Here is a 25,114-nt window from a genome sequence, read left to right on the forward strand (position 1 = left end):
CTCAGGTGCCCGCAGCGTAGCAGCTTCCGTGCTGCGGTGCACAAACATGAAGCCTCTTAGGCCAACATGCCTACGCAAAACCACAGGTAGGGGCCGCGCAACGCCAAAGCTGCGCGGCCCCCATCCACACCCGTTACTTCACGGTTTTGCTGAGCAGGCTGTTCGTGTAGAAGTCCGTGGCCTTCACGCCCGCCGGCACCTGCTTACTCTTCTGCAGGAACGCGATGGCTTTCGTCCACGTAGCCGGGTCACTGAACCCCACCGCGTTCGCGCGCGTAAACGCGCTCGTCATCAGCGGCGTGCTCGCCTTCAACACGTCCAGCGTGCCGCCGCCCGACCCGATGAAGCTCGCACTGTCGCGGAACGCCCGCGCCGGGTCGCGCACCGTCAACGCCACCCCCTGCTGCGCGGCGCGCGTCACCTTGCGGCCCAGAAACCCCTGCAGGTTCTTCTCGGTGGTGATCAGCCCCACACCCACCATCGGGTACGCCGCGTTCACGCTCAGCGTGTTCACCTTCTGCCCGTTCGCGCGCAACTGCAGCGGCTCGTTGTTCACGAACCCCACCGCCGCGTCCACACGCCCGGAACGGACCGCGTCCAGCTGCGTGAACCCGATCTGCGCCAGCTTCACGTCCCGCTCCGTCAGGTTGTTCGCGTCCAGCAGCGCCTGGAACGCGAAGTAGCTGCTGCCGAACGCGCCAGGAATGCCGACCGTCTTCCCGCGCAGGTCGGCAGGCTTCGTGATGCCTTTCGCGCCCAGGCTGAACACCGTGACGGGCACGCGCTGGTACATTGCCATCACGTACTTCACGGGCGCGCCCTGCGCGTGCGCCAGAATCGCGTCCTCCGCGTCCCCCACCACGAAATCGATCTTGCCCTGCAGCAGCAGCGGCATCAGTTCGGACACGTACCCGTGCTTGAAGGTGACGTTCAGGCCCTCACGCCGGAAATACCCTTCCTTCTGCGCGGCGTAGAACGGCGCGAACTGGACGTTCGGGAGGTACCCCAGGCCGATGGTGACGTTCTGCTGCGCGCTTGCCGTCCCGGCGAGCAGCGCGGCAAGAAGAAGCGTGCGTTTCATGCGCTCAGGATAGGGGGCGCGCCCGCACCCAAGTGCAAGGCCTCTCCTGTTTGCTGCCGGCCCCGTCCTCACCACCCCTCAAGGCGCCGCGCCGCTTCGTACGCCGCGATGCCCGCCGCCACCGACAGGTTCAGGCTCCGCCCACCCGCCGGCTGCGGAATGCGCGCCGCCTGCAGCCCCGAAAGCAGCCAGTCCGGCAGGCCCCGCGACTCCGGCCCGAACAGCAGGTACATGCCGCGCGACACGGGCGCCGTCGTGTGAATGTGCGTCGCGCGCGTGCTGAACGCCGTCACGTGCGCGCCCGCCGGGAGGGACGCCTGGAAGTGCGTCCAGCTGGCGTGCTCGTGCAACGTCACGCCACTGAGGTAATCCATCACGGCGCGGCGGAACTCCCGGTCCTGCAGGTGAAAGCCGTACGGACGGATCAGGTGCAGGTGCGCGCCCAGCACCGCGCACGTCCGCGCGACGTTCCCGACGTTCCCGGCCTTCTCGGGCGTGTACAGCACGAGGTGCAGCAACGGAGCGGCCTCAGCGGGCGGGGCACCCTCAGGCATCGTCGCCCTGCACGCGCGTCAGCAGCACCGTTACGCGCACCTGCACGTGATCCGGCGCGAGCCCCTCACTCGTCTTGAAGCTCACGCCCACCTCCGAGAACGCCAGCCCCAGCAGCTCCGCCACGCGCCGCGCGATCTCCGTGCGGCGCGACCCGAGCTTCGGGCGGTCCAGCGTCACGACCAATGCGACGTTCGCCGGGACGTACCCCCGCTCGCGCACCAGCGTCAGGCAGCGCGCCAGAATCACCCGTGAATCCAGGTCGCGGTTCTCCTCGCTGGTGTCTGGGAAGTACTGCCCGATGTCTCCCAACGCCACCGCCGACAGCAACGCGTCCGCGACGGCGTGCAGCACGGCGTCGCCGTCGCTGTGCGCGACCGCGCCGCGCGGCGCGTCCTCAATCTCGACGCCTCCCAGAATGAGCGGACGCCCGCCCTCCAGGCGGTGCGCGTCTTCCCCGAATCCAATGCGATACGGCAACATGCCCGCAGGATACGCAACTCGACCCTCGCCGACAGGACCGCCGACCCCGCACCAACCTGGTCGGCGCTGCGGCAGGACGCCGGCCACCCCTACCGCGCGGCCGTCACTCGCCCTCCTGCGCCTGAACGCGCCGCACTTCCCCTTCGGGAATGGCCCGCTCCTCGTGGTCCTTCTCGAACAGCTCCCGCCGCGCGCGCAGTCGCGTTTCCGGCGGCAGGCTCCCCATGTCCTCCCGGCCCGCACTGAACCGCTGGAACAGCACCAGCGCGCCTGCCACGAGCGCGAGCGCTCCCCCGAACATCAGCGTGTCGAGCGGCTTCTCCCACGTCACGAAATGCTCCAGGAACGTCACGCCCAGAATCACGATCACGACGCTCACGACCTTGTGCTCCAGGTCGCTCAGGCTCTCCACGCCCAGCGCCGACGTGAGGTTCAGCGGCGCGATAAACAGGCTGTACAGCCCCACGCCAATCAGGTAGAACACCACGGCCTTGAGCATGATGCTCACGATCTCCAGCGACTGCACCGCCACCGCCTGCCCACCCAGGTCCCCACGCAGCACGTCCGACCACGTCTCGTAGATGGTGTACGCCGCTTGCAACGTGCCCTGCAGGAACAGACTCAGGGCCACCAGCAGCACCGACACCACCGCGAGAAGCACGATGAACCGCGTCCGCCCGATCGCCTGACTGAGCACGGTGCCAGTGGCGGGCGAGCGCGCGTCCCGCGCGGGATCCTTGGGGTCAGGCATGCGCCCATGATGGACGGCGCGCGCCCGCAGGCGCCTTCACGGTTTCTGTCAGGACGCCGTGCCCGCCCCGCCCGCCTGCACCTGAAAGTGCGCGGGGCGGGCGCGCGCCGCGTAATGCAGGCGCGCGCCCGCCAGGGCAATCAGCGCCGCCGGACTGGCATGCACCGTGACACTCCCGAACGTGTACGACGCGTCCCCCGGCTGAGCCGTGACGGGCGCGCACGCGAGGTGCAGTTCATCCGACGTGCGTTCCGACCGGAGTTCCGCATGGACACGCAGTCGCCCCCCGAGCGCGCGAATGCACGCACGCGCCGCAGGCGTGAGCAGGAATGGAGGCATGCCGCTGAGCATACGGCCCGCCCCGCGCGCCCGCGTTAAACAAACCTCAACGCAGCGCCACTCAGAACCACGGCTTCTTGCCGACCAGGTACTCCCGCTGGAAGTCCGCATCGGACTTCGTGAGGTACAGCACGCCCTCCACCAGACCGATCACCGCAATGGCCGTGGACACCAGCCCCATCAGCGGCACCAGCAGAATCGCCCCGAACCCCAGCGTGAGCAGCGACAGGAAGAACGTCACGAACCACCCACCGAGGTTCACGAGCAGCATGATCAGGCCCGCGGTGTTCGCGCCGATAAAGAACTTGTGCACGCCGAAGCTGCCCAGGATGATGCCCAGCACGCCCGCAATGACCCGCTTGTTCGCCACGTCATTCACAACCACCGGGTCATGCGTGGGCTCACCAGGCTGCACGTTCGCCCAGGTCACGCCCGGCGGGGGCGTACCCGGCGCGCCGGCGCTGCGGCTGGCACGCGCGGCAGCGTCCGCCCAGGTGTCCGCCGGGGCCTTGCCGAGATGCACACGGTTCGGCTCGTGCGCCTGGGGTTCCGGGGTGAAATCGCGTTCGGGATCGTTCGTCATCTGAGGGTCTCCTTGACAGGCGAGGAAGAAAAGGGCTTACCAGGGAGTACGCACGTGAGCGCGTCCTGGTTCCCCGCGCATACCCGCAGTGTGCGCCACGCCGCGCGCGGGCGCATCCACCAAAAGAAGCGGGCGGCGCCCGGCGCCGCCCGTCTCCCCCGCCGCGCATCACTGCGTCTGGATGTTCACCTGTTTGTTCGCGTTCAGCTGCACGTTCGCTTCCCCGCGGTACGTCTTCCCCGCGCCCGTGATGGTCGCGCGCAGCGTGTACGTGCCAGCCGGCAGGTTCAGGGTGTATGGCAGGCGCTTGTCGCCGGACTTCAATTGCCCCTTGAAGGTGTTCACGACCGTGCTGCCGCTGAAGGCCTGCACCGTGACGTCGTACGTGTTGGGGACGGGGTCCGGCGCAGGGGTTGCCGTCGCAGCCGCACGGACAGCGGCGCCTGCGTTCAGGAGCGCGCCGCCCGATACGGTGGTCGCGGTGCTTTTCAGGAGCTGCCGGGTCTGGGTGGCGGTGAGGTTCGGGTTGATGCCGCGCATCAGCGCCGCAACGCCGCTGACCAGCGGTGCGGACTCGCTGGTGCCCGCCCAGTAGGCGTAGCCGCCGCCGGTGGTGAGCGACACGATCAGGTCATCCGACTCGCCCTGGCACGTGCCGACGGTGCTGTTCCCGCCGGGCGCAATCAGGTCCAGCTGGCGTGGCCGGGTGGCGGTCGGCCGCGCACTGAAGCAGGAGAGGGTGCCGTTCCGTGCAGCAGCACCGACCGCGATGACCTCAGGATACGCAGCGGGGTAGTACACGCCGTCACCAGGCGTATTTCCGGCAGACGCGACCACCGTGACGTTCGCCGCCACTGCCGCCTGAATGGCCTGGTGCATCAGGGGGTCTGGGTCACTCGCCCCAGGGCCACCCAGGCTCATGTTGATGACTTTTGCGCCCTGCTGCACCGCGTACTCAATCCCCTGCCGAACGGTGACTGTGGAGGCGTCCGCGCCGCCGAACACCTTGACCGGAAGGATGTTGCGTCCTGTCCAGGTGAGGCCTGCCATGCCGCGCGCGTTGTTGGTGGCCGCGCCGATCAGGCCGACGCTGGCGGTGCCGTGACCGCCCGTGTCTTCGGGGGTGTTGTCGATGGTGCAGTTGCTGAGGTCGTTGCTCCCACAGAAGTCCCGTCCGGGCAGGAGGCGTCCTGTGAGGTCCGGGTGGGTGGCGTCAACGCCGGTGTCCAGAACGGCCACGATCGGCCCGGTGGGGGCCTGCCCCTTCGCGTCGAAGGCGTCCCAGGCGTTCTGCGCGTTGATGCGCAGCAGGTACGGCTGATCGTCCGGGTACCCCGGGTCGTTGGGGACCGCGAGGGCGTGGTAGAGGTAGTTCGGCTGGGTCTGGAGGCCAGCGGCGGTGAGGCGCGCGGCGAAGGCCGGGTCGGTTTCGCCGCCGGGCGTGAAGGCGAGCGTGAGGGTGTCGTCGAGGCGTTGTGTCCGCACACCACTCAGGACGGTCAACGACTGGGCACCCAGCGTGCTGCCCGTCGTGACGAGCACCTGACCGGGGACGTGCGGCGCGTCCCAGTTGGCGCTGCTCGCGAGCCCCAGGGTCGTGAGGGCCACGCCGCCGGGCGCGATGACCTCACCGCTGACGGTGTACGTGGGCGCGGGGCCGGGCCCGGGCGTGGGGACTCCGCCGCCGTTGTCACAGGCGGCGAGCAGGGCGGTCAGGGCCAGCAGGGGCAGCGCGCGCTTCATAGCACACTTGTAGCGCATGAGGCTGACGCGCACCTGAGGGAACGAGTGGCACCTGAGCAGCGACCTTCATGAGGAATAACGGGCGGGCCCTTGTGAGCCCGCCCGCGCCGGGGAGGAATTTACTTGAGCAGGAGTTCGCCGAGGTCGCGGGTGCCCGCGTTGGGGTCGAGGGTGAATTCCGTTTCGACGGTAGGGCCTTCGTCCACCTCTCCGATGATGCGGTTGCCGTTGCGGTCGTGGCCGACGAGCGCGCGGTACGTCCCTTCGGGCAGGTAGGCGGTGAAGCGCCCGGCGTCGTCGAGAACGGGGGTGTAGGCGTGGCCGTCCGCGCGGGTGAAGCGCACCCCGAAGGTGTTGCTGACGATGGGCGCGCCGAGCGCGGCGGCGGCGTTGATGACGCCGTACCCGTACTGATCGTCGTGGCCTTTGGGGCCGAGGTCGGTGGCGGTGCTCTTCAGGCGCGCGAGGGTGTCGTCGCGGCCGGTGGTGACGCCTTTGCTGAGCAGCAGGGCGGCGAGGGCGCTGACCTGCGGCGTGGCCTGGCTGGTGCCAGACTCGGCCTCGTAGGAGGGGAGATTATCGCGGTAGTTCCAGGAGGTGCTGAAGACGCTGTCGATGAACGGCTGGCCGTTCAGGGTGCCGCCGTTGTAGGTGGTGGGGTTGAGGATGGGGTCGGTGCCGCCGGGGGCGCTGAGCTGCACCTGCGGGTAGGCGTTGCTGTACGAGGCGCGTTCGAGGACGTTGCCGGCCGTGAGGGTGACGCTGGCGACGGCGATGGCGCCGTCGCAGGCGGCGGGGTAGTAGGCGCTGGTGTTGCCGTCATTGCCGCTGGCGGCGAACACGAGTACGCCGCGCGCGGCGGCGGCGCTGACGGCCTCGCACATGGGGCGGGCGTTTTCGGCGCTGATGGGCCCGCCGAGCGACAGGTTGATGACCTGCGCGGGGTGCGGGTTGGTGTACGTCTGGCCGTTCAGGGTGACGCTTTCACCGGCGGCGTAGCGGATGCCGAGGGCGACGTCCGCTTCGGTGCCGTCGCCGCGGGAGTCGAGGACGCGCACGGGGAGGACCTTCACGGGGGCGGTGCCGGTGGCGCCGGCGACGCCGCTGTCGCTGCAGGTGGCGCAAGGTTTCTGGAAGGTGCCCCAGCGTGCGGCAATGATGCCGGTGACGTGCGTGCCGTGGCTGCCGCTGGTGCGGTTGGTGTCGCCGGCGTCGGTAGGGTCGGTGTCGGGGCCGTCGCCGTCGCCGTTGTCGTAGGTGACGTTGCCGTCCTTGTCGGTGGTGTAGTTGAGGACGTCGAGGGCGCCTTCGCCGGGGCCGTACTGGCGGCCCACGAGGTCCGGGTGGTTGAAGTGCGTGCCGCTGTCGAGGACGGCGACGGTGACGTCATGGCTGTACGGCGTGGTGTCCATGTCGCGCCAGACGGCGCCGTAACCGACCGCGCGGTACGCCCATTGCAGCGGCGCGTACTGGTCGGTGGGGATGACGGGCTGCGCGACATTGAGGGCGTGCAGGACGGCGTTCGGGACGGCGTACTCGACGTTGGGGTCGGCGCGCAGGGCCTTGAGGGTGGCGTTCACGTCGCTCACGCGCAGGACGGCGAGGCGGCCGGCGCCGCTGGCGTTCCGGCCGGCCGCCTGGATGGCCTGCGCGGCGAGGGCGCTGGTCCGGTACTTCACGATGATGCCGCGCGCGCTGGCTGGCTGGCCGGCGTTGACGGTCCGGGTGACGCGCGCGTCAGGGGCAGTGACGTTCAGGGGGGCGCTCGTCTGGTCGGTGGCGCGGCCAGTGACTTTCAGGAGGTCCGCGTTGACCTTGACGGTGACGGTGCCTTCCTGCGTGCCGTTCTGCCAGTGCACGTCGAAGCTGCCGGTGAGGTTCGGCTGGTTCGCGAGGGTGGGCGTCATGGCGGCGCGGTCCACGTCGAGTTTGAACTGTACGTAGCCGGTGCCGCTCGTGGGCGTGAAGTGCAGCCACGCGGGGGCGTCCTCGACGTTCCAGGTGCCGCGGTTCAGGCGCAGGAAGTCCACGCTGCTGCGCGTGCCGAGATTGAGAGTTTCGTTCTGGAGGGCGGCGCCGGGCGTGCTGCCAGGCGCGCCGCACGCGGCCAGTGACAATCCCAGGCCGAGGGACAACAAAGCGCGTTTCATGTGCTCTCAGCATGCCGTATTCGCATGGAGAATCTGTGAGGGGGATGAACGCGCGCGGGCGCTCGGGCGTGTGCTGCGTCACGGGCCCGAGCGGGAACGCTGCCAGAATGGAGCGTGCCGAGCGGAAACGTCCATAACCTCATCAACACTGCCGCCTACGCCGCCCTGTTCGCCGCCACGGCGCTCGCCCAGCATGCCGGGTACGTGCACGTGACGCCCGTGCAGGGCCTCGCATTCACCGCCGGGTACGCCGCCGGAACGTTCCTGCTCTCTCCGGACCTGGACCTCGCCGAAGGGCGCGTGAACAGCAAGCGGTACTGGGGCATCCTGGGGTTCTTGTGGGTGCCGTACGGGATGCTGTTCAGTCACCGCGGCCTGAGTCACACGTGGCTGATCGGGCCGCTCACGCGCCTCGCGTACCTCGGGGTCATCGTGGCGCTGGTGGTGGGCCTCGTGGCGTTCCTGGTGCCGGACCTGCGCCTGCCGGGCCTGCCGTCGTCGCTGGACTGGAAGGGCCTGCTGCCGCTGCTGGCCGGGTACTACCTGAGCCAGTGGATGCACCTGATCGCGGACGGCGTGCGCCCAGACCATGACCTGCGGCACGCGCGCAAAACGGCCCGCAGGACCTTCAAGCGCCTACGTTGACGTTCACACGGCGTTCACAGACGCTCCCCGCGCGCTTCACGCGTGCGGGCCTACCTTCAGGGCGTGCCCGACACCGTGCGGGCCGACCAGGAGGAACTGTATGGACGTCATCATCAACAACCCCGCGGATGCCGCCACGCCCGTGTATACGCCCTACGCTGCGGCGCCCGCCCCGTACGGGTATGGTGGGCCCACCGGTCCCGGCTGGGGCCATCACGGCGGTGGGGGCTTCTGGGTGGTGTTCGCCGTGATTGCCGTGGTCGTGATCGCGCGTGCCCGTCGCCGCGCGTGGATGGGCGGGGGCGGGCCGGGCCGGGACCGTGGCGCGCCGTGGCGCCGCGCGGCGCGCCACATGCCGGGTGCGCTGTTCGGGGAGCACGCGCTGAACATCGCTCGGGAGCGCCTGGCGCGCGGGGAGATCAGCGCGAGCGAGTACGCGACCATCCGGGACACCCTGCGGCAGGAGGAGCCCGAGCGGCCTGCGGACGTCGACACGGACCGCGCCTGAGCGCCCGCAGGCCGCATCATGAACGCATGACGCACACGGTCCTGATTGTCGAGGACGAGGTCCGCCTCGCGGACACGCTCGAAGCGTACCTGCGCCGCGACGGGTACCGCACCGAGCGGGCCACGAACGGCCGCGCCGCGCTGGAGCTCTGGCGGGCGGCGCGGCCGGACCTGATCCTGCTGGACCTGATGCTGCCGGAAGTGAGCGGCCTGGACGTCGCCCGCCAGGTGCGCGCGGCGGGCGACACGCCCATCATCATGCTCACCGCCCTCGACGAGGAGGTGGACCGCCTGGTCGGCTTGGGCCTCGGGGCGGACGATTACGTCGTGAAGCCGTACAGTCCGCGTGAGGTGGTCGCGCGGGTTCGAGCGGTGCTGCGCCGCGCGGGCGGCGCGCCGGCCACGCCGACCGTGCTGCGCGCCGGACCACTCACGCTGGACCTCGCGGCGTTCGAGGCGCACTGCGACGGCGTGCGCCTCGACGTGACGGCCGCGGAGCTGCGCCTGCTCGCGGCGCTCGCGCAGCCGCCCGGCGTGGTGCGGACGCGCGCAGAGCTGCTCGCCGCGCTCGGCGCGTGGGAGCGCGGCACGGACGAACGCACCGTGGACGCGCACATCAAAAACGTGCGCCGCAAACTCGGCGCGTGCGGCGCGGCGCTCGAAACGGTCCGCAGCGTCGGCTACCGCCTGCGGGACGCGCATGAGTGAGCGCCGCGCGCGGCGCCGCGCCGCGCTGAGGGCCGCGCGCGCCCGCTGGGGTGACGACCTGCCCCGGCACCGGCGCCGGGGGTTGCGCGCGCGCCTCACGCGGCAATTCGCGTTCGTGGCGTTCGTGGCGGTGATGCTCACGTCCTTCCTGACCGTGAACACGACCCTGCGCGTGCTGGAACGCACCGAGGCGAGCGCCAGCACCGCGCCGCTGACGGGCAGCGTGAGCGGCCACGCGCACGGCACGTCAATGATGCGGCTGGATCAGGGGGTCGTTCGCGCCGCGCGCCGTGAGGTGACGCGCAGCGCGGCCGTCGCCGCCGTGCTGTGCGCGGTGCTCGCGTCCCTCGCGGCGCGCGGCGTCACGCGGTCCCTCACGCGGCCCCTGCAGCGCCTGGGCGACGCGGCGGCGCGCGTGGAGGCGGGTGAACGGGACGTGACGCTCCCCGTGCCGTTCGCCCGGGATGAGTTGCGGGACGTGACGGTCGCGTTCAACCACCTGACCGCGGGGCTGGCGCGGCAGGAGGCGTGGCGCCGCGCGCTCGTCGCGGACATCGCGCACGACCTGCGCACGCCGCTCGCGGTGCTCCGCGCGGACATCGAGGCGATGCAGGACGGCGTGACGCCCACGGACGCGGCGGGCCTCGCGCGCCTGCACGGGGAGGTGCTGCACCTCGCCCGGCTCGTCACGGACCTGCGCACGCTGACGCTCGCGGAAGGCGGCGCGCTCAGTCTGCAGGTGGCGCCGCTCGACGCCGCCGCGCTGACGACAGACGTCGCCGCGGCGTACAGCGCGCGGGCGCACGCGGCGGGCCTGGACCTGCACGTGGACGCGCCCGCGCCCGCGTTCGTCCGCGCGGACCCGGATCGCCTGCGGCAGATCCTGCATAACCTCCTCGACAATGCCGCGCGGTACGCCGCGCCCGGCCGGGTGGACCTGCGCGTGCGCGCACTCGACCTGCGCGCGCACCTGCACGTGCGCGACCACGGTCCGGGCTTCCGGGAGGAGGACCTCGCGCGGGCGTTCGAGCGCTTCTACCGTGCGGACGCCAGCCGGACGCGCAGCGCGGACGGCCACGCCGGCAGCGGCCTGGGCCTCGCCATCGCGCGCGCGCTCGCGCAGGCGCAGGGCGGTACGCTCGACGCGCGCAACCACCCAGATGGCGGCGCGGAATTCACCGTGACGTTCCCTCTGACCGCCGCGCCCCGCTGAAGGGCCTCGGGGTGCCGCCCGAGCCCCGAGGGCGTGACGCTCAGGCGGGCCCTTTGGCGGTGACGACCATCACGCGGCTGTCGTTCGTGAACGGTCCGCCCTCGAAGCTGCCGGCCACGCGAATCTGCGTGAAGCCGGTGGCGCGCAGCATCCACTCCACCTCGTACCGCGTGTAGTACCGCTGCGTGAGCGTGCGGTGCGTGCGGCGCACCACGCCGTCCGCGCCGGTCGTGTCCACGAAGTACTGCGTGGTCACGTGCTGCTGCGCCTCATGCACCTGCTGGTACACCAGCACGTCCGTCCGCGCGTCCCCGACCGTGAAGGTCTCCCCTTCGTGCCGCACGACGCCCTGCGGGCCGAAGTGCGGCGTATACAGGTCGAACGCGAACGTCCCGCCCGGCTGCACGTGGCGGGCGATGGCGTTCAGGGCATCCGCCTGCTCCTGGACGCTGTACAGGTGCATCAGGGCGTTGAAGGGGGCGATGACCAGCGGGAACCGCGCGCCCAGGTCGAAGTCGCGCATGTCGCCGGGCACGAGCGTCACGTCCACGCGGGAGCGCTGCGCCCGTTCCTGCGCGCGCCGCCGCATGGCGTCGCTGGGTTCCAGGCCGGTGACGTTCACGCCGCGCCGCGCGAGGTACACGCTCACGCGGCCGGTGCCCGCGCCCAGCTCCAGCACCGGGCCGCCGCTGGCGTCCGCCAGGCGGGCGTAATGGTGCAGGTCGTCGCGGTACAGGTCGTACTGGTGGTCGTACAGGTCGGCGAGGTCGTCGTAGTTCACGCGTTCACCTCGGCGCCGTAGCGGCGGCGGACTTCGTCGAGGCTGATGACGCTGAGTTTCGGCTGGGGCGCTTTCGCGCGCGTCGTGCCGTACGCGCCGCGCAGCACGCGCGCCCACGCGCCGAGGCGGCGCTCCATGCCCTGCGGCACGTCCACCGTCTCGAAGCCGACGCCGCGCAGGACCGGGTGCAGGGCGCTCAGGCAGTACAGCGCGTCCGCGCGCGCCCAGGTGGGGTTCACTTCGAGGGCGCGCGCAAGCTCCCGCAGGGCCTCGCGCGTCTGGGTGCCGGCGCGGCGCAGGCCGGCGTCCACGAGGCGGGCGTTGTGCACATGGAACTCGAGCTGCGGTGAGCCGGACGGCACGCGCGTGCCGTCCGGGAGGGTCACGTCCGGCAGAGGGAAGGAGCTCACGCCAACGCGCAGGAAGCTGTCGCGGTGCCCGGTGATGGGGCGCGCGCCGCTCACGCGGTCGTACGCGCGGTCCAGGGCGCGCGCGGCGCGGCGCAGCAGATCGGGGCCGCGCAGCACGCGCGCGCCCGGCAGGTCCCGCAGGGCCATGAGGGTGTACCCACGTTCGCGCAGCGCGGCCAGCAGGCCCGGCAAGGCCGGCACGGTCGTGCGCGCGCCCGGACCGGCGTCGTGCAGGACGATGACGCCGCCGTGGTCGATGCGGCGCAGGACGCGGCGCTGCACGTCTTCGGGGGTGGTACGGTCATCCCAGTCGTAGGCCGTGACGGTCCAGTGCGCGCCCCGCAGGCCGGCGCGGCGCATGCCGATGACGGTGGCGAGCGTGTACGCGCCGTGCGGCGGGCGGTAATGCACGGGCGCGCTGCCGGTGACGCGGGCGATGCGCGCGGCGGCGCGGGCCGGGTCGAGCATCATGTTCCAGGGCGTGCGCAGCCACGCGTGCCGGTGGCGTCCACCGTGGACGGCCACCTCGTGCCCTTCAGCCTGCATGCGCTCGATCAGGTCCGGGTGCGCTTCGGCGCACCCGTCCAGCACGAAGAACGTGGCGTGCGCGCCGGCGTCCCGGAGCGCGTCGAGCACCTGCGGGGTGGTGGCGGGGTCGGGCCCGTCATCGAAGGTGAGGGCAGCCGTGCGGCGCGCGGCGCTGCCATGACGGACCACGCCGAGGTTGAGCCACTGCACCAGCAGGTACGGCAGGCCGATGTACGCCAGCAGCGCGGCGGCGAGTTTGGGGGAGCGTCTGAGCAAGGCGGGACCTCCGGGCGCGTACCCTCAGGGCATGCGCGAACCCCTCCAAGATACCGTCTCGGCCCTGCGCGACCTGCTGCCTTTGCCCGTGCGCGCCGAGCGCGCGCAGGTGTGAAACGGCGAGCCCTGCAAGGCGGACCCGTGGAGCGCGCACTGGACCACGTGCAGGTCGCGGCCGCGCGCATCCTTGGGGGCGCGCGGCCGGTGCGCTGGCGGACGGCGCGCGGGTGCTGCAGGGGTGGGGCTGGCCGAACTGACCTCGTGGGGCATTCAGCCAAGGTGACGTTTCAGGCCGTCGAGCAGGACGCGCGCGGCGGCCTGCGCGGCGTCAGGCTGCGCGATGCGGCGCGCGCAGTGGCCCATGTGCGCCCGCGCGGCCGGGTCGTGCACGAGCGTGGACAGGGCCGCGTGCAGCTGCGTTTCGCTGCGCGCCCACACGCCCGCGCCGTGCTGCTCCAGCAGGCGCGCGTTGTGTTCCTCCTGGCCGGGAATCGGCTCGAACACGACGGTGGGCTTGCCGAGCGCGAGGGTTTCCGCGACCGTCAGGCCGCCCGCCTTGCCGACAACGATGTCGGACGCGGCGAGCAACTCCGGGAAGTTCGGGGTGTACGGCAGGTGGTGGATGGTGGCGCCGCCGATGCGTTCCACGCCGGGCCGGTCGTTGCTGGCGAGAATTAGGGCCTGCACGCGCGTGCCGAGGTTCCCGAACACGCGCGCGAGCGTCTGAAACGCGCGGTACGTGCCGGTCGCGCCGCCGCTCACCAGGATCAGCGGCTGGTCCGGGTGCAGGCCGAACTGGGCGCGCAGGGCGCGCGGGTCGTGGCCGTACAGCGCCCCGAAGCGCGGCAGGATCGGAATGCCCGTGACGAAGATGCGCTCCTCGGGGACGCCCCAGTGCATGAGTTCGGCCTTGCCGCTGTCGCGGGCGACGAGCAGCAGGTCCGCTTCGGTGCGCGCCCAGTGGTGGTGCGCGCGGTAGTCGGTGACGATCAGGGCGTTCAGGTACGTGCGTCCGGTGCGGCGCCGTGCGGTGTCGCTAAGCGCAGCGGTGGTCGGGAAGCTGCACACCACGAGGTGCGGTTCGATGCGCGCGAGGTCGCGTTTCATGCCGCCGAGGCCCAGCCAGTGGAAGGTGTTCGTGATGGCTTTCGGTTCGCGTTCGCTGTCGGTCCAGTTGTAGAACCGGCGGTACGTTTCGGGGCTGTGCTTGAGCCAGTAGCTGTAGAGTCCAAGCGTGATCAGGCGCTCGTGCGGGCGCATGTACGCGATGAAGTCGCCGCTTTCCGGGTGGACGCGCGGGTCGAGGGCGCGCATCGCGTCGGCGATGGCGCGGTTCGCCTGGTGGTGCCCGCCGCCGAAGCTCGCGCCGAGCATGAGCGTGCGGAGTTCCGGCAGGTCGGCGTACGTCATGCGCGGCGCAGCAGCGTGAGGCCGAGCGCGGCGAACACGAGGTTCGCGAGCCACACGCCGAGTTCCGGCAGGGCCGGGAGCATGTTGGCGACGGCGATGCCCACGAAGAACAGCAGGTAGTACGCGACGGCGATCAGCAGGGCGATGCCGAGGCTGGTGCCGAGCGTGCGTCCGTACCGCAGCGCGAACGGGAGCGCGGCGAGGACCAGCACGAGGTTCCCGATGGGCAGCGCGAGCTTGCGGTTCAGGTCCACGCGCGCGGCCTGCCGGTCGGCGGCCTTCACACCCGGCGCGGTGAGTTTCGTGATGAGCTGCGGCCAGCCTTCGCTGTCCGCGCCGATGGCGTCCGCGTACCGCGCGAGCGTCTCCTTGCGGGACAGGCCGGTGTCGAGCGTCAGGGTGGCGTCCTTGTTGGGGGGGGTGTTCACGGCGGTGAAGACGTCCCCGATGGCGCTACGCAGTTTGCTGGGGTCGTCGCTGACCGCTTCGAGGTCGCGGACGGCGGCGAAGTTCACGCGGTACACGGCGTAATCGCGCAGTTGCAGCTGGTTGTTCTCGAAGGTGCCGTCGCGCGCGAACACGAGCGTGCCCAGTTCGGCGTTGTCCTTGTCCCACTGCTGCACGCGCACGCCGGTCATGCGGCGCGTGGCGCTGTCGTACCCGCCGAGGTACAGGGTGAGGCCGCCGCCGAGGTCGGTGGTGCGTCCGCTCAGGGTGGTGAGGCCGCCGCCGGTGAGGGTATCCCAGTACAGGCCGCGCGCCTCGACGTTCAGGCGCGGCGCGACCCACAGGCTCAGCCACACGGCGAGCACCGCAACGAGCGCGGCGATGACGGTGGCGGGACGTGCGACGCGGCCCAGGCTGATGCCGCCGGACTGCACGGCGATCAGTTCCCGTTCGGTGGCGAGGCGCCCGAACGCCACGACGACCATCAGGACGACGCCCATCGGCAGGACCTTCACGAGCGTGTCCGGCACCTGCGCGCCGATCCACTGCAGGATCAGGCCGGGCGGGACGTTCTTCAACCACTGGCTGCTCACGAAGAAGTACCCGAAGCTCAGGATGGCCGTGAACAGGGCGGTACCAGCCAGCAGGGGCGGCAGCAGTTCACGCGTGACGTACCGGGTGAGGATCAAGCCGCTCAGCCTTTCGCGACGGCGAACAGGATCTGCGCTTCCGCGGCGACCTCGCCGTCCACTTCGGCGCGCACGGTCGCCTTGCCGAGGCCGCGGCGCAGGAACTCCAGTTTCGCGTGCAGGTGCAGCGTGTCGCCGGGCACGACCTTGCGTTTGAAGCGCGCGCCCTCAATGCCGGCGAGGTACCCGACCGTGCCGGGTTCCAGCTGCTCGTGCAGGGTGAACATGCTGGCCTGCGCGAGCGCCTCGATGATCAGCACGCCGGGCATCACGGGCTCGCCGGGGAAGTGCCCGACGAAGAACGGCTCGTTCATGGTGACGTTCTTGATGGCGTGCGCCTCGCCGCCGCCGCTGCTGAGCACGCGGTCCACCAGCAGGAACGGGGGGCGGTGCGGGAGGATCTTCAGGACGTCTTGGATGTTCAGGGTTCCGCTCATGGGGGGCCTCCGGTGTGACGCAGGCCGGGCGTGAGCACCCGGCCTGCGCGCGTTCGCTGCGCTCAGCGGCGCAGGTAGTTGTCGCTGCTGATCAGGTGGTGGCGCAGCACGTGAATCATTTCGAGCGCCATGCCGGTGCCGATGGCCACCGCTTCCGTGGCGTTCTCCGCGACGGCGACGGGAATGCCGGTCGCCTGGCGGAGCGTCTCGTCGAAGTTGCGCAGCAGGCTGCCGCCGCCGGTCATGACGACGCCGCGGTCCATGATGTCGCTCACGAGTTCCGGCGGCGTGGCTTCCAGCACGCGCTTGACGCCCTCCACGATCTTGGACAGCGGCTCGGCGAGGGCGTCCACGATCTCCTGCGTCTGCAGCGTGATGGTTTTCGGCAGGCCGTTCACGAGGTCGCGGCCACGCACTTCCGCGCTGAGGTTGTCCGCTTCGGTGAGGATCATGGCCGCGCCGATCTTCACCTTGATTTCCTCGGCGGTGCGCTCCCCGATCATGACGTTGTGCTTGCGGCGCACGTACCGGATGATGCTCTCGTCGAACTCGTTCCCGGCGACGCGCAGCGACTCGCTCACGACGATGCCGCCCAGTGAGATCACCGCGACGTCCGTGCTGCCGCCGCCGATGTCGACGATCATGCTGCCAACCGGTTCGGCGATTTTCAGGCCCGCGCCGATGGCCGCCGCGAGCGGCTCCTCGATCAGGAACGCGCGCTTGGCGTTCGCGTTCAGGGCGGCGCGCAGCACCGCGCGTTTCTCGACGTCGGTGACGTTGCTGGGGACGCCCACCATCAGTTGCGGTTTGAAGCCGAACAGGCGCCCGGCGCCGCCCTGCACCTTGCGCAGGAACATGGTGATCATCTTCTCGGTGAGGGCGTCGTCCGCGATGACGCCGTCCTTGATGGGTCGCACCGCGACAATGTTGCCGGGCGTGCGGCCCAGCATCCGGTACGCTTCCTCACCGACCGCCATGACTTCCTTGCTGTCGCGGGTCATGGCGATCACGGACGGCTCCTGGAGCACCAGGCCGCGCGTCTTGCTGTAGATCAGGAACGTTGCCGTTCCCAGGTCAATTCCGATGTCTTCCGATAGCCTCAACGTCGCCACTCCCCACTCAATGTCCCCCCAGGGGGGCAAACCAAATCATCCTAACACGCGCCCTGTGTGAGAAATGCACGTTGCGCGTCGTGTCAGCGCGGCTTGATGTACGCCGCCATCCACATGCAGACGCCCGCCAGCACGACCTCGGCGGCGCCCCGCCAGAACGCCTCGAGCGGCAGGTGCGCCCCCGAGGCGAGCGTGCCCTCGACGGCACTGAGCAGCCGCAACGCGCTCGGCGACGCCGGGTTCAGGCCCGCGAACGCGCCGAGGGACAATGCCGCACACCCGAACGCCAGCACTGCCAGGATCACCGTCAACGTGCCCAGCAGCACCCTCAAGATTCACTCACCCCACGCGACTTCACGGAGCGCATTGTAGAGCGCCGGTTGATGGGCACCATGAAGGTGCCGGGCGAGACAGCGGCACAGCGCCGCAGGCGTGCGGTGAATCCCCGGTGACGCCAGGCCGTTCAGCGCCCTTCGGGCAGTTCCCGGAGCCGTCCGACTTCGGGACGAACGCTCCACCGTCGGCTCCGAACACCGCGGCGTCATCTGGCCGGCGGTGACCGCGCGCAGCATGCTCCGCTCCCGCAGACAGGGCGGCCAACGAAGACGCTGGCCTCAGGCGTTCTTGAAGGGCACCTCTCGGGACTCCGGCGGCGCCTTAGGCTTCTGGGGATGGAGCCGCACACGACTGCCATCGGCCCGGTTCACGCCTTGATCTTCCTCGGGCTGCTGGCCTTCAGCGTGTTCCTGAGCCGAATGATGGGCGTCTGGCGTCAGCGTGACGGCGTGAACGCTCGGGGGCAGCTCAGCCTCCCCTTCCAGGATGCGCGCCTGATGTCCTTCTGGATGATTCTGCTGTTCGCGGGTGCGGTGTTCCTCCTGGTGGATCTGGGGAGCGGGGCGCCGTCCATCTCGGTGCTGGCGCTTTCCTTGCTCGCTTTTCAGGCGTCCAGCTGGCTGTCTTCCCGTCAGCGCACCCTGGGGTCTCCGCCTGAAGGGCCGCCTGGGCGGGCGATCTCCAATCCGCCTCGGCGCCCGAGCCCCAGGCCGTTGTTCGCGGAGAGAACCATCCTCCGCGAGGTGGTTTCGCAGGAGTACCGCCGCGTCAGGAAGGCCGGGGCGAACACGCCGAAAGACCAGGCGCGTCAGGCGGGCGGCGCGTTCATCGCTGCGCTGGTCAGCGAGCCAAGTCAGCCCTGTTTGAGGCGCTGGAAGAGGAGCTCCAGGCCCTGAACTGAACAACGGCGCCACCGCGGCGTCCATGGGTTCCGCCGCGCGCAGGGCGCCGGTCGACCGTTTCGTTGTGGAGGCCAGGGCCGTGTGGGCTCGTGACCGCTCAGGCCGTGCTGTTCCGCTCCGCCCATGGGTGGGCGGGCGGGTGCCGGGCTGGCCTCCCCCGCGCCTGCGCTTGACGTTCAGGCGATACATTGGGCGGCGTGTCTGCTCTGCCTGCCCGTGTCCGCGTGAGTCGCCTGCCCGCCCCGCCCAGCGCCGCCGTCAGTGGGGCGCTGCATCGCCTCGCGCCGGACGCGACCCTGCCGGGCCGGCTCGGGCAGCTCGGGCCGGACGTGGCCTGCTGGGTGGCCGTGGCGGGCGGCCGCGTGATCGGCTGCCTGCTCGCGGAGCGTGATGGGGGCGGCGCGTGGGCCCGCACCCTGGTGCTCGACGCTGGGTGGCGCGGCAAGGGGATCGAGGGGGCGTTCGCGCAGGCGGCCGACGAGGCGCTCGGCCCGTGACCGCTCCCGCCACGGACGGCCTGTTCAGCCCGGAGCGCCGCGCCCTGACGGGCGGGCTGCTGCTGGGGGTGTTGCTCATCGCGTTCGAGAGCATGGCGGTGGCGACGGTCCTGCCGAGCGTCGCGCGGGACCTGCAGGGGCTGCGCCTGTACGGGTGGTCGTTCAGCGCGTTCTTCATGGGGTTCATGCTGGGTACGCTCGCGCTGGGCGGGGCGGGGGACCGGTACGGCCCGAGGGCGCCGCTCCTCGCGGCGCTCACGCTGTTCGCCCTGGGACTGCTGGTGGCGGGGTGCGCGCCGAACATGCCGGCGTTCATTGCGGGACGCGCGCTGCAGGGCCTGGGTGGGGGTGGGGTGGTCGCCGTGGCGTACCTCGCCATCAACCGGGCGCTGCCGGACGCGCTGCGGGCGCGCATGCTCGCGATGCTGTCGAGCGCGTGGGTGCTGCCGGCCCTGATCGGGCCGTTCGTGGGCGCGGTGCTGGCGGAGCAGGTGTCGTGGCGGGCGGTGTTTCTCGGGTTGCTGCCGCTCGCGGCGCTCGTGGCGCTGCTGACGGCCCGCCCGATGGGGCAGGTGGGCGCGGCGGGCACGCCACTGGACCGCGCGCGGCTCGGCTGGGCACTGCTCGCGGCGCTGGGGGTGACGTTGACCCTGGCGGGCTTCACGGCGGGCGCGTGGGCTGCGCGGCTCGCGCTGGCGCTCCCGGGCGTGGCCCTGGCGGTGCCGGCGCTGCGGGCGTTGTTCCCGCCGGGGGTGCTGCGGACGCGGACGCCGCTGAGCGCGGGGTACGTCACGCGGTTCCTGCTGACGTTCGGGTTTTTCGGCGCGGAGGCGTTCGTGCCGCTCGCGCTGCAGAGCCTGAAGCTGCTGACGCCCACGGCGGCCGGGCTGGCGTTGACGGGGTCGGCGTTGTCGTGGAGCGCCTGCTCGATGCTGCAGGCGCGGTTCGATGAGCGGACCGCGGGCGTGCACCGGGCGCTCGTCGCGCGCGTGGGGGTGAGCGCGGTGCTGCTGAGCCTTACGCTGACGGCGCTGGCGCTCACGCTGACGGCGCCCGCGTGGGTGGCGGGCGCCGCGTGGGCGCTGGGGGGCGCCGGCATGGGCCTGGCGTTCCAGGCGCACACGCTGGTGGTGTTCCGGCACGCGCCGGACGGACAGGAGGGGCAGGTGAGCGGCACGCTGCAGACCGCGGACGTGCTGGGCAGCGCCATCGGCGCGGGGCTGGGCGGCGCGTTCGTCGCGGCGCTCGGCGTGCATGTGGGCGTGGCGGTGCTGTTCGCGGTGTGCGCGTGCGCGGCGGCGCTGGGCGTGGCGGTCACGGGTCGTCTGCGCGCGCCCGCCAGCACGGTGAGCGCATGAAGGTGGACGCGGCGGCCTCGGGTGGGGCCGCCGCGTCCTGGTGCGGGGTTACTCGTAGCGGAACAGGATGCTGGGCTGCCCGAACGCGCCCTTGAGGATCACGCCGTCCGCCTGGATGACGTACGCGGTGCGGTTGCTTTTGGCGTGGTAGTACACCTGCGTGTCGCCGGGTTGCCGGTAGGTGTCGGCCCGCATCCAGGTGTAGCCTCGCGCGAGCAGTTCGGTGCGCAGCGCGGCGGCGTCGCCGTTGAGGGCGCGGCGGGTGGGCTCGGGGGTGTCGAGGCCGCTGAGGAACGCGTTCACTTCGCTGACCGTGACGGGGCGCGGCGCGGATTCGGTGGCCTGGGCGTGGGCGGCAGGGAGGGCGAGCAGGGCGGCAAGGGTGAGGGTCAGGGCGGTGCGCATGTTGAACTCCTTTTCCGGCCCGCGCGGGTTCGCGCGGGACTCGACAGGAGCTTAGGCGGGCGCGCGTGGCGCCCAAACCGCCGAAAGTCGCTCATCCGAAGGGAGGACGGCCCGGCCGCTCGGGGTGTGGTTCGCTGGGCGGTTCCGGCGTCTGCGCGGCCTGACCAGGGGCCGGGCCGCGCAGGGCCGGTTACTGGAACTGCTGCTTGGGCGGTTCGGGCAGGCGGTGCGCGAGGTACGCGCTGGGCACCAGCAGGCTCAGGCTGGCGAGCGCGGCCGTGACGGGCGTGGTCGCGTCCGCGAGGAGCCCCACGAGGAACACCAGCAGGCCCGCGAAGCCCCACGAGAAGCCCATCATGATGCTGCTCGCCACGGCCACGTGGTTCGGCGCGTACTCCTGCGCGGCGACCACGCCGACCGGGATGCTGGCGTTGACGGTGGCGCCCACCAGGAACGTGAGCGGGTAGAACCACCAGTTCGCGGGCGTGGACAGGATCAGCAGCGCGAACAGCGGGATGGTGCCGAGGATCGCGCCGCGCAGGATGGGCGTGCGGCCGCGTTTGTCGCTGAGGCGCCCGCCGACGATGCCGCCCACTGCGGACGCGACGCTGAAGATCGCGAGGGTGATGGCGACTTCGGGCTTCCCGAAGCCGCGCGCGACCAGGATGAACGGCAGCATGGCGTTGTAGCCCATGCTGGCGAGGGACCGCAGGACCGCCATGGCCCACAGCGTGACCATCGGGCCGCGGAAGATCGCGGCGTACTCGCGGGCGCTGGGGCGTTTGCTGCTGGGCGGGTCGCTGGGCGCGATCATGTACGTGGCCACCGCGATGATGAGGCCGAGCGGCGCGAAGATCGGGAGGTGCGCGAGACCGACGCTGGCGAACACCGGCCCGAGGGCCATGCCGGCCGTGCCGCCCGCGCTGAACAGGCTGGCCCACAGCCCGCGTTTCTGCACGGGGCTGTAGCGGGCGATGTACGCGGCGCCGGCAGGGTGGAAGAAGCCGCTGCCGAACCCGGCGGCGCCGACGAGCAGGATCAGCAGCGCGAAGGCGGGCGCGTACCCGACGAGGGTGAGGCCGAGGCCGGTGAGGGCGGGTCCGGCGGCGGCCATGATGCGCCGGTCGAAGCGTTCGCCGATGATGCCGAGCAGCGGCTGGAGGACGCTGCTGGTCAGCGAGAAGACGCTGGCGAGCAGCGTGACGGACGCGATGGTCACGCCGTACTGCGCCTGCAGGTCCGGCCCGAGGGGGGTGAGCAGGGCGCCGTAGGCGTCGTTCATGAAGTGCCCGGCGGTGACGGTCAGGGCGATGGCGGCGGCGCTGTGCGCGGTTCGGGCGACCTGCATACCCGCGCACCGTAACACGCGTCTACCACCCATCATGGTGGTGCGCCGCACGCGCGGGTTTGTGGGTAAGCTGACGTATGGACCTGCATGCGTGGCTCGGCGAGGCGCTTCCTTCGGACGAAGCGATGCTCGACGCCCTGTACGCCGCGCCCGCCGTTGTGTGGGCGGATGCGGCGGACGAGGTGGCGGCGCGCGTGAGCGCGCACGATGTGGTGGTGGCGCTGCCGGACGCGCGGGCGTTCGCGCAGGCGCTCGCGGCGCGCTGGGGCGTGCCGGCGTTCGCGGCGGAAGTGGACGCGCGCGGGGAGTGGCGCCTGCCGGAAATCCGGGGGGTGCGTGCGGACGCGCGCGTGACCGTGGCGAGCGCGTACCTGACGGACGCGGCCGAGGAGTTCGCGTTGGCGGTGGCGCTGTTCCGGGCGGGGTTCACGTCGGTGCGGGTGGCGGCGGCGGTGGACGTCACCACGGCGGGCGGGCGGGCCCGGCTGGCGTTGCAGGGCGTGTCGGTGGTGGCGTTGGAGCAGCTGGCGGTGACGCCCGCCGGGTTGATTTTCGAACGGCGTTTCCCGCAGGACGGGCAGGCGTAACCCCGGCAGGAGCGCGCGCCGGTAACCCCGGGGCGCGCTCTACCGGCGCGGGTTCAGGGGGTGCGGTACGCCTGCAGGGCGCGCTCCTCGGCAGGCAGGCGCACGAGCAGCAGCAGCGCGGCGTTCAGGACGCTGAAGGCGAGGGCGGTGCGCCACGCGCCCACCGCGAGGGGCGCGCTGGCCATTTCGAGCGCGACGACGGTGTAGTTCGGGTGCTTCAGGTACCGGAATGGCCCGCTCGTCACGCGGTGCCCGCCGGGAATGATCAGGATGCGGGTGTTCCAGAAGCGCCCGAGCGTGCGGATCACCCAGTACCGCAGGGGCTGCGCGAGCAGCAGGAGCAGCAGCGGAAGGACCTGCACGGGCCCGCGGGCGCGGCGCCCTTCGAGCAGGAGACTGAGCAGCCACGCGGGGTGTAGCACGAAGAACAGGGGGTAGTGCTCGGCGCCGTGCTCGACGGCGCCGTTCGCGCGGGCCCACGCTTCGTTCGCGCGGGCGACGCGCAGTTCCGCGAGGCGCTGCAGGATGAGGGCGGCGACGAGCAGGGGAGCGAGGGTGCGGGCGCGCATGCCGCCCAGTGTACGGCCCGCCGCCGCGCCCTTCAGGGCAACTCGATCAGGACGTGTTCGGCGCTGAAGCCGGGCCCCATGGCGCTCAGGAGGCCGCGGCCGTGCGCGCCGCGCCGCAGCGTTTCCTGCAGGACGAACAGGACGGTGGCGCTGCTCATGTTGCCGTAGCCGCGCAGCGTCTCGCGGCTCGCGTCGAGCGCGCCCGGCGGGAGGCTCAGGGCGTCCTCGTACGCGGCGATGACTTTGGTGCCGCCGGGGTGCACGACGAACACGGCCGCGTCGTCGCGCGTCCAGCCGGCGGCGCGCAGGGCCTCGTCGGCGTTGTCGCGCATCATGCGGCGCACCAGCGTGGGAATGTCGCGGCTGAAGCGGACCTTGAGGCCGTCGCCGACGACGTCCCAGCCCATGATGTCCTCGCTGTCGGGAATCAGAGTGCTGCGCGCGCCGTGCAGGCGCGCGAGGCCGCCCGCGCCGTCGTCTGGCGTGAGCAGCAGCGCGGCGCCGCCGTCCGCGAACAGGCCGGTGCCGACGAAGTTGCTTTTGCTCTCGTCGTTGCGGACGAGCGTGAGGCTACACAGTTCCACGGCGAGCAGCAGGACGCGCTGGAAGCCGGCGCGGACGAGGTCGGCGGCGCGCGCGAGGCCGGCGGCGCCGCCGGCACACCCGAGGCCCCACAGGGGAAGCCGCACGGCGTGCGGGTTCAGGCCGAGGCGGTTCATGAGGGTCGCGTCGAGGCTGGGCGTGCTGATGCCGGTGCTGCTGACGAACACGACGGCGTCCACGTCGGCGGGGGCGACGTTCGCCTGTTGCAGCGCGCCGAGGGTGAGGCGCTCGCTGAGCGCGAGGGTTTCCTGCACGTACACGGCGTTCTTGTCCGCGAAGTCGTGCGGCTCCAGGTACCAATCGAGGGGCCGCGCGAGGAAGCGCGTGTCGATGTTCGCGTTCGTGAACACGTCTAGCATCTGCTGCCGCTGGCTCATGCGGGGGAACAGGGTGCGGGCGGCCTCGCGGATGGCCGTCTGGGGCGTGCGGTGCGGCGGGGTGCCGGTCACGAGCGCGCGAACGATGGGCGTGCGCCCGGCGGGGGTCGTCATGACGGGCATTCTATGGAGCGGGGCCGCGCGGAACCGTGCGGGAAGCAGCGGAGCGGCCGGTCAGGACACGCGCAGGTGCGGGTGGCGTTCCACTTCGGCGCGGTCGCGGCCGTTCTGTTTGGCGCGGTACAGGTGGGTGTCGGCGCGGCACGTCCAGGTGGTGGGGGTGTCGCCGGGCGCGGCGAGGGCCACGCCGATGCTGATGGTCAGGGGGGGAACGTCGTCGGCGCGGGCGTCGCGGACGGCGCGGCACAGGCGGTGCGCGGCGTCCGCGGCGTCTGCGGCGTTCATGCCGGGCAGCAGGATCAGGAATTCCTCGCCGCCCCAGCGAGCCACCACGTCCTGCGGGCGGACGTGGTCCGCGAGGACGCGCGCGACGTGCTGCAGCGCGAGGTCGCCGGTGTGGTGGCCGTACTCGTCGTTCACGCGTTTGAAGTGGTCGAGGTCGAGGAGCAGCAGCGCGCACGGGGCGCTGCCCGTCAGGTGCGCGTCGAGGTGCGGGTAGACGGCGCGGCGGTTGTGCAGGCCGGTGAGCGGGTCGGTGTGCGCGAGGTCCCACAGGGTGCGCGCCTCGGCGCGGGTGCGCGCGAGGCGTTCGCTGTACACGCCGAGTGTGGCGACGAGCGTGAGGATGCCGCCGGTCTGCATGGGGAGCGTGAGGTTGCCGGGCGGGTGCGCGGCGAGCGCCACGAGCACGGCGGTGTACAGCGCGGCGGCGTACAGCGCCGCGTGCCGGGCGCGGAGCGTCACGAACGCCGTGACGCTGAGGCTGATGACGGCGAAGTGCAGCGTGGCGTCGGGCGGGGCGGCGTGCCGCACGGCGTGCAGCACCTGCAGGGCGAACGCGGACGTCGCGATGACCAGCAGGGTCCGCTCAATCAGGCGCAGCGGCACGCGGTGGATGTTCACCAGCAGCAGCAGGGCGGCGCACGCCGCGAGCGAGAACGCGGGCGAGGACCCGCCGGGGGGCGTGGCGAGCCGCTCGGGGCCTTGCAGCACGGCGGGCAAGGCGGTGGCGATGAGGCCCGCGATGATCGCCACCGTGTACACGCGGCGCTTGAGCGCGTCCACGGGCACGGCGCGGTCGGGGGGTACCGCGAGGTTCATGCTTCACGGTACCCGATTCGGTCGGGGGGGCGCGTACCCCCGGAAGGGTGGGTGGGACGTGGTGCG

28 protein-coding genes are annotated in these 25,114 nt (G+C 71.6%); 8 read left to right on the plus strand and 20 right to left on the minus strand.

All coding sequences use genetic code 11. From position 1 onward, the window contains the following. Positions 1 to 133 precede the first annotated feature (133 nt). The 8 genes from DEIMA_RS14375 to DEIMA_RS14410 form a co-directional block, all read right to left on the minus strand. Positions 134 to 1,081: an ABC transporter substrate-binding protein gene (locus tag DEIMA_RS14375; protein ID WP_013557999.1), complete on the minus strand. Its 948-nt coding sequence runs from the start codon at positions 1,079 to 1,081 to the stop codon at positions 134 to 136. Positions 1,082 to 1,149: 68 nt separating this feature from the next. Beyond that, the gene (locus DEIMA_RS14380; protein WP_043816798.1) at positions 1,150 to 1,635 is read right to left on the minus strand and encodes a TrmH family RNA methyltransferase; all 486 of its coding nucleotides are present in this window, start codon (positions 1,633 to 1,635) and stop codon (positions 1,150 to 1,152) included. Beyond that, positions 1,628 to 2,116 (minus strand): 2-C-methyl-D-erythritol 2,4-cyclodiphosphate synthase, encoded by a 489-nt coding sequence (gene ispF, locus DEIMA_RS14385; protein ID WP_013558001.1) that lies wholly within the window; start codon positions 2,114 to 2,116, stop codon positions 1,628 to 1,630. The genes DEIMA_RS14380 and ispF overlap by 8 nt, the downstream gene beginning before the upstream one ends. A gap of 103 nt (positions 2,117 to 2,219) precedes the next feature. After that, positions 2,220 to 2,867 (minus strand): YqhA family protein, encoded by a 648-nt coding sequence (locus DEIMA_RS14390; RefSeq protein WP_013558002.1) that lies wholly within the window; start codon positions 2,865 to 2,867, stop codon positions 2,220 to 2,222. A gap of 48 nt (positions 2,868 to 2,915) precedes the next feature. Beyond that, entirely contained in the window at positions 2,916 to 3,206 is a 291-nt protein-coding gene (locus tag DEIMA_RS14395; RefSeq protein WP_043816800.1) for a hypothetical protein, read from the minus strand. A 61-nt stretch (positions 3,207 to 3,267) separates the two neighbouring features. After that, entirely contained in the window at positions 3,268 to 3,789 is a 522-nt protein-coding gene (locus DEIMA_RS17600) for a TM2 domain-containing protein (RefSeq protein WP_013558004.1), read from the minus strand. Positions 3,790 to 3,957: 168 nt separating this feature from the next. Continuing rightward, entirely contained in the window at positions 3,958 to 5,532 is a 1,575-nt protein-coding gene (locus tag DEIMA_RS14405) for a S8 family serine peptidase (RefSeq protein WP_076736892.1), read from the minus strand. 119 nt (positions 5,533 to 5,651) lie between these two features. Beyond that, on the minus strand, positions 5,652 to 7,682 hold the full coding sequence (locus DEIMA_RS14410; RefSeq protein ID WP_013558006.1) for a S8 family serine peptidase: 2,031 nt from the start codon (positions 7,680 to 7,682) through the stop codon (positions 5,652 to 5,654). A gap of 114 nt (positions 7,683 to 7,796) precedes the next feature. On the opposite strand from DEIMA_RS14410, the gene DEIMA_RS14415 reads away from it, so the two are divergent. From DEIMA_RS14415 to DEIMA_RS14430, 4 genes are all read left to right on the plus strand, one after another. Beyond that, positions 7,797 to 8,327: a metal-binding protein gene (locus DEIMA_RS14415; protein ID WP_013558007.1), complete on the plus strand. Its 531-nt coding sequence runs from the start codon at positions 7,797 to 7,799 to the stop codon at positions 8,325 to 8,327. 100 nt (positions 8,328 to 8,427) lie between these two features. After that, positions 8,428 to 8,835 (plus strand): SHOCT domain-containing protein, encoded by a 408-nt coding sequence (locus DEIMA_RS14420; RefSeq protein WP_013558008.1) that lies wholly within the window; start codon positions 8,428 to 8,430, stop codon positions 8,833 to 8,835. Positions 8,836 to 8,861: 26 nt separating this feature from the next. Further along, positions 8,862 to 9,542, plus strand: coding sequence for a response regulator transcription factor (locus tag DEIMA_RS14425; protein ID WP_013558009.1), 681 nt, complete (start codon positions 8,862 to 8,864; stop codon positions 9,540 to 9,542). Then, a complete protein-coding gene (locus DEIMA_RS14430) occupies positions 9,535 to 10,755 on the plus strand; it encodes a sensor histidine kinase (protein ID WP_013558010.1) in 1,221 nt (406 codons plus the stop codon). The genes DEIMA_RS14425 and DEIMA_RS14430 overlap by 8 nt, the downstream gene beginning before the upstream one ends. Positions 10,756 to 10,795: 40 nt before the next feature. On the opposite strand, the gene DEIMA_RS14435 is transcribed toward DEIMA_RS14430, so the two are convergent. From DEIMA_RS14435 to DEIMA_RS14465, 7 genes are all read right to left on the minus strand, one after another. Next, on the minus strand, positions 10,796 to 11,536 hold the full coding sequence (locus DEIMA_RS14435) for a class I SAM-dependent methyltransferase (RefSeq protein ID WP_013558011.1): 741 nt from the start codon (positions 11,534 to 11,536) through the stop codon (positions 10,796 to 10,798). Beyond that, positions 11,533 to 12,750: a polysaccharide deacetylase family protein gene (locus DEIMA_RS14440; protein ID WP_013558012.1), complete on the minus strand. Its 1,218-nt coding sequence runs from the start codon at positions 12,748 to 12,750 to the stop codon at positions 11,533 to 11,535. The genes DEIMA_RS14435 and DEIMA_RS14440 overlap by 4 nt, the downstream gene beginning before the upstream one ends. Before the next feature lie 270 nt (positions 12,751 to 13,020). Beyond that, complete coding sequence (locus tag DEIMA_RS14445; protein ID WP_013558013.1) at positions 13,021 to 14,160, minus strand: MGDG synthase family glycosyltransferase; 1,140 nt, start codon at positions 14,158 to 14,160, stop codon at positions 13,021 to 13,023. After that, positions 14,157 to 15,296 carry an LptF/LptG family permease gene (locus tag DEIMA_RS14450; RefSeq protein WP_013558014.1) on the minus strand — a complete coding sequence of 380 codons (1,140 nt, stop codon included), beginning with the start codon at positions 15,294 to 15,296 and terminating at the stop codon, positions 14,157 to 14,159. The genes DEIMA_RS14445 and DEIMA_RS14450 overlap by 4 nt, the downstream gene beginning before the upstream one ends. A 5-nt stretch (positions 15,297 to 15,301) precedes the next feature. Next, on the minus strand, positions 15,302 to 15,733 hold the full coding sequence (gene fabZ, locus DEIMA_RS14455) for a 3-hydroxyacyl-ACP dehydratase FabZ (RefSeq protein ID WP_013558015.1): 432 nt from the start codon (positions 15,731 to 15,733) through the stop codon (positions 15,302 to 15,304). A 62-nt stretch (positions 15,734 to 15,795) separates the two neighbouring features. Next, on the minus strand, positions 15,796 to 16,845 hold the full coding sequence (mreB, locus tag DEIMA_RS14460; RefSeq protein WP_425358184.1) for a rod shape-determining protein: 1,050 nt from the start codon (positions 16,843 to 16,845) through the stop codon (positions 15,796 to 15,798). A gap of 83 nt (positions 16,846 to 16,928) precedes the next feature. Beyond that, positions 16,929 to 17,177, minus strand: coding sequence for a hypothetical protein (locus DEIMA_RS14465; protein WP_052303324.1), 249 nt, complete (start codon positions 17,175 to 17,177; stop codon positions 16,929 to 16,931). Positions 17,178 to 17,516: 339 nt separating this feature from the next. Here DEIMA_RS14465 and DEIMA_RS14470 point away from each other — a divergent pair, with 339 nt between their 5' ends. From DEIMA_RS14470 to DEIMA_RS14480, 3 genes are all read left to right on the plus strand, one after another. Beyond that, entirely contained in the window at positions 17,517 to 18,077 is a 561-nt protein-coding gene (locus DEIMA_RS14470) for a hypothetical protein (protein ID WP_013558018.1), read from the plus strand. A gap of 203 nt (positions 18,078 to 18,280) precedes the next feature. Further along, a complete protein-coding gene (locus DEIMA_RS14475) occupies positions 18,281 to 18,580 on the plus strand; it encodes a GNAT family N-acetyltransferase (protein ID WP_043816804.1) in 300 nt (99 codons plus the stop codon). Then, complete coding sequence (locus tag DEIMA_RS14480; protein WP_013558020.1) at positions 18,577 to 19,938, plus strand: MFS transporter; 1,362 nt, start codon at positions 18,577 to 18,579, stop codon at positions 19,936 to 19,938. The genes DEIMA_RS14475 and DEIMA_RS14480 overlap by 4 nt, the downstream gene beginning before the upstream one ends. A gap of 48 nt (positions 19,939 to 19,986) precedes the next feature. Here the strand turns inward: DEIMA_RS14480 and DEIMA_RS14485 are convergent, their stop codons facing one another. Both DEIMA_RS14485 and DEIMA_RS14490 read right to left on the minus strand, forming a co-directional pair. Further along, positions 19,987 to 20,343 carry a hypothetical protein gene (locus DEIMA_RS14485; RefSeq protein WP_013558021.1) on the minus strand — a complete coding sequence of 119 codons (357 nt, stop codon included), beginning with the start codon at positions 20,341 to 20,343 and terminating at the stop codon, positions 19,987 to 19,989. 190 nt (positions 20,344 to 20,533) lie between these two features. Then, positions 20,534 to 21,691 carry an MFS transporter gene (locus DEIMA_RS14490; protein WP_013558022.1) on the minus strand — a complete coding sequence of 386 codons (1,158 nt, stop codon included), beginning with the start codon at positions 21,689 to 21,691 and terminating at the stop codon, positions 20,534 to 20,536. A 77-nt stretch (positions 21,692 to 21,768) separates the two neighbouring features. Between DEIMA_RS14490 and DEIMA_RS14495 the strand changes: the two genes are divergently transcribed. Further along, complete coding sequence (locus DEIMA_RS14495; RefSeq protein ID WP_013558023.1) at positions 21,769 to 22,278, plus strand: hypothetical protein; 510 nt, start codon at positions 21,769 to 21,771, stop codon at positions 22,276 to 22,278. A gap of 53 nt (positions 22,279 to 22,331) precedes the next feature. Here the strand turns inward: DEIMA_RS14495 and DEIMA_RS14500 are convergent, their stop codons facing one another. Genes DEIMA_RS14500 through DEIMA_RS17075 form a run of 3 tightly spaced genes read right to left on the minus strand, consistent with a single transcriptional unit; the run spans position 22,332 to position 25,048 of the window. After that, entirely contained in the window at positions 22,332 to 22,847 is a 516-nt protein-coding gene (locus tag DEIMA_RS14500; protein ID WP_013558024.1) for an isoprenylcysteine carboxyl methyltransferase family protein, read from the minus strand. Between the two features lie 32 nt (positions 22,848 to 22,879). Further along, positions 22,880 to 23,950 (minus strand): type III polyketide synthase, encoded by a 1,071-nt coding sequence (locus DEIMA_RS14505; RefSeq protein WP_013558025.1) that lies wholly within the window; start codon positions 23,948 to 23,950, stop codon positions 22,880 to 22,882. Positions 23,951 to 24,001: 51 nt separating this feature from the next. After that, positions 24,002 to 25,048, minus strand: coding sequence for a GGDEF domain-containing protein (locus tag DEIMA_RS17075; protein WP_013558026.1), 1,047 nt, complete (start codon positions 25,046 to 25,048; stop codon positions 24,002 to 24,004). Positions 25,049 to 25,114 lie beyond the last annotated feature (66 nt).

This window comes from Deinococcus maricopensis DSM 21211 (assembly GCF_000186385.1).
Classification (GTDB): domain Bacteria; phylum Deinococcota; class Deinococci; order Deinococcales; family Deinococcaceae; genus Deinococcus_B; species Deinococcus_B maricopensis.

What these genes read in the sequence shown, in the direction of transcription:
- DEIMA_RS14375 (WP_013557999.1), bottom strand. Translation starts at nt 1,081, where the DNA reads ATGAAACGCACGCTTCTTCTTGCCGCGCTGCTCGCCGGGACGGCAAGC.
- DEIMA_RS14380 (WP_043816798.1), bottom strand. Translation starts at nt 1,635, where the DNA reads ATGCCTGAGGGTGCCCCGCCCGCTGAGGCCGCTCCGTTGCTGCACCTC.
- ispF (WP_013558001.1), bottom strand. Translation starts at nt 2,116, where the DNA reads ATGTTGCCGTATCGCATTGGATTCGGGGAAGACGCGCACCGCCTGGAG.
- DEIMA_RS14390 (WP_013558002.1), bottom strand. Translation starts at nt 2,867, where the DNA reads ATGCCTGACCCCAAGGATCCCGCGCGGGACGCGCGCTCGCCCGCCACT.
- DEIMA_RS14395 (WP_043816800.1), bottom strand. Translation starts at nt 3,206, where the DNA reads ATGCCTCCATTCCTGCTCACGCCTGCGGCGCGTGCGTGCATTCGCGCG.
- DEIMA_RS17600 (WP_013558004.1), bottom strand. Translation starts at nt 3,789, where the DNA reads ATGACGAACGATCCCGAACGCGATTTCACCCCGGAACCCCAGGCGCAC.
- DEIMA_RS14405 (WP_076736892.1), bottom strand. Translation starts at nt 5,532, where the DNA reads ATGAAGCGCGCGCTGCCCCTGCTGGCCCTGACCGCCCTGCTCGCCGCC.
- DEIMA_RS14410 (WP_013558006.1), bottom strand. Translation starts at nt 7,682, where the DNA reads ATGAAACGCGCTTTGTTGTCCCTCGGCCTGGGATTGTCACTGGCCGCG.
- DEIMA_RS14420 (WP_013558008.1), top strand. Translation starts at nt 8,428, where the DNA reads ATGGACGTCATCATCAACAACCCCGCGGATGCCGCCACGCCCGTGTAT.
- DEIMA_RS14425 (WP_013558009.1), top strand. Translation starts at nt 8,862, where the DNA reads ATGACGCACACGGTCCTGATTGTCGAGGACGAGGTCCGCCTCGCGGAC.
- DEIMA_RS14430 (WP_013558010.1), top strand. Translation starts at nt 9,535, where the DNA reads ATGAGTGAGCGCCGCGCGCGGCGCCGCGCCGCGCTGAGGGCCGCGCGC.
- DEIMA_RS14445 (WP_013558013.1), bottom strand. Translation starts at nt 14,160, where the DNA reads ATGACGTACGCCGACCTGCCGGAACTCCGCACGCTCATGCTCGGCGCG.
- fabZ (WP_013558015.1), bottom strand. Translation starts at nt 15,733, where the DNA reads ATGAGCGGAACCCTGAACATCCAAGACGTCCTGAAGATCCTCCCGCAC.
- DEIMA_RS14470 (WP_013558018.1), top strand. Translation starts at nt 17,517, where the DNA reads ATGGAGCCGCACACGACTGCCATCGGCCCGGTTCACGCCTTGATCTTC.
- DEIMA_RS14485 (WP_013558021.1), bottom strand. Translation starts at nt 20,343, where the DNA reads ATGCGCACCGCCCTGACCCTCACCCTTGCCGCCCTGCTCGCCCTCCCT.
- DEIMA_RS14490 (WP_013558022.1), bottom strand. Translation starts at nt 21,691, where the DNA reads ATGCAGGTCGCCCGAACCGCGCACAGCGCCGCCGCCATCGCCCTGACC.
- DEIMA_RS14495 (WP_013558023.1), top strand. Translation starts at nt 21,769, where the DNA reads ATGGACCTGCATGCGTGGCTCGGCGAGGCGCTTCCTTCGGACGAAGCG.
- DEIMA_RS14500 (WP_013558024.1), bottom strand. Translation starts at nt 22,847, where the DNA reads ATGCGCGCCCGCACCCTCGCTCCCCTGCTCGTCGCCGCCCTCATCCTG.
- DEIMA_RS14505 (WP_013558025.1), bottom strand. Translation starts at nt 23,950, where the DNA reads ATGCCCGTCATGACGACCCCCGCCGGGCGCACGCCCATCGTTCGCGCG.
- DEIMA_RS17075 (WP_013558026.1), bottom strand. Translation starts at nt 25,048, where the DNA reads ATGAACCTCGCGGTACCCCCCGACCGCGCCGTGCCCGTGGACGCGCTC.